The organism is Saccharomonospora iraqiensis subsp. paurometabolica YIM 90007 (assembly GCF_000231035.2).
GTDB classification, from domain to species: domain Bacteria; phylum Actinomycetota; class Actinomycetes; order Mycobacteriales; family Pseudonocardiaceae; genus Saccharomonospora; species Saccharomonospora paurometabolica.
Genome location: NZ_KI912246.1, coordinates 1 through 2018, shown reverse-complemented (window position 1 = coordinate 2018; position 2018 = coordinate 1). Strand labels below are relative to the sequence as shown.

Annotated in this window: 3 protein-coding genes; 2 read left to right on the top strand and 1 reads right to left on the bottom strand. The window is 74.7% G+C overall.

The genetic code is table 11. From position 1 onward, the window contains the following. On the bottom strand, positions 1 to 905 hold a 905-nt coding region (locus SACPADRAFT_RS0214205), incomplete at its 3' end, for an NAD-dependent epimerase/dehydratase family protein (RefSeq protein WP_028662462.1). A 139-nt stretch (positions 906 to 1044) separates the two neighbouring features. On the opposite strand from SACPADRAFT_RS0214205, the gene SACPADRAFT_RS27770 reads away from it, so the two are divergent. Together SACPADRAFT_RS27770 and SACPADRAFT_RS32930 are read left to right on the top strand one after the other, a co-directional pair. Then, on the top strand, positions 1045 to 1545 hold the full coding sequence (locus SACPADRAFT_RS27770) for a MogA/MoaB family molybdenum cofactor biosynthesis protein (protein ID WP_007027409.1): 501 nt from the start codon (positions 1045 to 1047) through the stop codon (positions 1543 to 1545). A gap of 57 nt (positions 1546 to 1602) precedes the next feature. Then, the gene (locus tag SACPADRAFT_RS32930) at positions 1603 to 1773 is read left to right on the top strand and encodes a hypothetical protein (protein ID WP_198048327.1); all 171 of its coding nucleotides are present in this window, start codon (positions 1603 to 1605) and stop codon (positions 1771 to 1773) included. The last annotated feature ends 245 nt before the right edge of the window (positions 1774 to 2018 follow it).

The window sequence follows — 2018 nt, the reverse complement described above, 5'->3', positions numbered from 1 at the left end:
GCGGGGCCGCCGCAGGCCCCGGCCAGTTCGGTGGCCAGCTCGCCGACGGTGTGCGGTTCGCCGGAGCAGATGTTGACCGGGGTCAGCGTGCCCGGGTCGGGCGCGGTGCGCAGGGCGAGCAGGTTCGCCCGGGCGACGTCGGAGACGTGCACGAAGTCCCGGCGCTGGCGCCCGTCCTCCAGCACCGTGGGCGCCTCGCCCCGGCGCAGCGCCGACCGGAACAGCGACGCGACCCCGGCGTACGGGGTGTCCGACGGCATCCGGGGCCCGTAGACGTTGTGGTACCGCAGTGCCCACACGGTGCCGCCGGTCTGCCGCGCCCACGCCGCCGCCAGGTGTTCCTGCGCGAGCTTGGTGGCCGCGTAGACGCTGCGCGGGCGGAGCGGGGCGTCCTCGGTGACCGGCCGGGACTCCGGGATTCCCCCGCACCCGGGGCACCGCGGGTCGTAGATGCCCGCGTCCACGTCGGCGCGGGACCGGGGCGCGGGTTCGACGTGGCCGTGTTCCGGGCACGCGTACCGGCCTTCGCCGTAGACGACCATCGACGAGGCCAGCACCAGCCGCGACACGCCCGTCTCGTGCATGGCGGCCAGCAGCACGGCGGTGCCGTGGTCGTTGTTGAAGGTGTAGGTCGGCAGGTCGGAGGGGTCGAGCCCGTGCCCCACGACCGCCGCCTGGTGGCAGACGGCGTCCACCCCGGACAGCAGGTCCCGGACCAGCGCGTCGTCGGTGACGTCACCGCGGACCAACCGGTGCGGACCGGTGTGGTCCGGACCGTGGTCGTCCGGGCCGTGGGCGGTGGGCACGAACCCGTCGAGGGGGACCGGCTCGTGGCCGGACTCGGCGAGCAGATCCGCGATGTGGGAGCCGATGAATCCGGCTCCGCCGGTGACGAGAACACGCACCCGCCTCACGCTAGGGCGCCCCCGGACGCACCGCAGGGCGGACACGGGCGGGTGGCTTCCGTCCGGGTCGTTCCGCCGGTGACGCGGTGGTCGGCTCGCTGCCTGTCGCCCGCGGTGCCGCGGGTACTACGGTGGCCGCATGGAGCGGGATTCGCAGCGGCTCGGCCGCGCGCTGGTGGTGATCGTGGACGACCGGACGGCCTCGGGTGAGGTCGAGAACAGCATGGGCCCCCTGGTCACCGAACTGTTGGAGGAGGCCGGTTTCATCGTCGACGGCACCGTGGTGGTGCGGGCCGACACCGTCGAGATCCGCAACGCGCTGAACACGGCCGTGATCGGCGGTGTCGACGTGGTGATCACGGTGGGCGCGACCGGGGTCTCCCCGCGCGACGTCACCCCGGACGCCACCTCCGGGGTGCTCGACCGGCCGGTGCCCGGCATCGCGGAGGCGCTGCGGGCCTCCGGTCTGAGTGCGGGTGCCGTCGACGCCGGGATCTCCCGGGGACTGGTCGGTGTCTCCGGCAGTACCCTCGTGGTCAACCTCGCGGGGTCGCGGGCCGCCGTGCGGGACAGCATGGCCACACTGTCCTCGCTGGTCCCGCACGTCATCGACGAACTCTCCGGCCTCGACGCGAACTGAGCCGCGGCACGGGCGGGGAAACCACGAACCCACGGGAGACGGGGACGGACGACAGTGGTGGCACGGGACGAGGCGGACCACGCCCGGCGGCGTGGACGGATCGACGACGTGTTCGGTGAGGTGCTCCCCCGCACCTCGGCCGACGAACGCGACCCCGGGTCGGACCGGGCACGGGAGAGCCCGGACGACTGGTACCGGGACAACCGGCCCCCGCACCACGACCGCTGAGCCGGCCCCGTCCGGTCGGTCCCGTCCGCATCGCGTCGGTTCCGGCGCCTCCCGTCGGCGTCGGTCCGGGTGGTGCCGTCAGTCCCACAGGACCGTGACTGGGCGGTCCAGCGAGGCGGCGGCCACCTGCGGTGCCTCGTCCTCGGCGACGGCCACCAGGGCCAGCGGGTCGGTGCGTGTCGGGCCGGTCCCGTCCGGAACGGCACCGGCCGCCCCGGCGGCGGTGTCCGTGCCGAACACCGTGA

Bases quoted from the DNA above. Each gene is read 5' to 3' on its own strand.
- SACPADRAFT_RS27770 (WP_007027409.1), top strand. From the start codon at position 1,045: ATGGAGCGGGATTCGCAGCGGCTCGGCCGCGCGCTGGTGGTGATCGTG.